This is a genomic window from Corallococcus terminator (assembly GCF_003611635.1).
GTDB lineage: Bacteria > Myxococcota > Myxococcia > Myxococcales > Myxococcaceae > Corallococcus > Corallococcus terminator.
Genome location: NZ_RAVZ01000729.1, coordinates 1 through 953, shown reverse-complemented (window position 1 = coordinate 953; position 953 = coordinate 1). Strand labels below are relative to the sequence as shown.

1 pseudogene is annotated in these 953 nt (G+C 68.2%); it reads left to right on the top strand.

The features are described from left to right. A pseudogene (locus D7V88_RS41830) lies at nt 1-458 on the top strand (IF-2 protein); the annotation flags it as partial. Nucleotides 459-953 lie beyond the last annotated feature (495 nt).

Sequence of the window (953 nt, the reverse complement as noted above, 5' to 3'; positions counted from 1 at the left end):
CCCTGGCCCGCCCCCGCATCGCGTCCGGCGAGCCCCCCAAGGTGGAGCGCGGCCTCTACTACCTGCGCCGCGCGGAGAAGCTCGCTGGCATCACCGAGGAGCAGCGCCGCAGCCTCCAGTCCATGCTCACCGACGTCGCTTTCTACCAGGCGCGCCAGAAGCTGGAGGACGCCCGCCGGCTCGTCTCCGAAGGCCTCGCCCAGCTCAAGCTCGCCTCCGAAACCGAGAATCGCCACGCCCGCAGCGCCAACCAGATGCTGTCCACCGTGGGCCCCGCCGCCCGCGACCTGGAAGAGGCCCTGCGCCGCGCCGTCCACACCCAGAGCGGCCCGGACACCCGGGACAACAGCCCTGTAGCACCGCCCCCCTCGCCGCGCCCCGTCACGCCCGCCTCCGGGGATACCTCGTTGCAGCCGTTTCCCGCGTCCCCAACCCCTGACGCAGGCCTCACGCCGTGATCTCCAGGGGTTGGGAGACCCCCTCCAAAACGCGCGGCTGGACCCCTGCTTCGTGACACGGAAATGTCCGCCGCCGAACGTCGAAAACGGCCCTGTTGAGTGATCATAGATTGCAAGCATCGATCCCACCGGCCGGGCAGGCTCCCACAGGATCTAGCGTTGACACACTGGGTCCCCCCCCATAGCTTGTGTCGGCCGAGCGGCTGCCCCCGGTTCCGGGTGGCCGCTCCCAAGACCCGGAGGCAGTGTGGTTTTCTTGCGCGACACCTGCTTCTGGCCGACAAATAGCTACATGTCGGTCTGTTGTCTCCAGGTCCCCGGGTTCTGATCGCAGGACAGCACCCGTTCCCACCCAATCTTGAGTCATTTCAACGGGGTCTGTTGGCCCCGAGCAGGACGGCGGTTCGCGTCCTGATGGCTGCGCTTTTGCCTTGCCCGGAGTGAGACGCCCTTGACCGTCCAGACGCCCCTGAAGCCGACCGTCGTCGCCTCGCC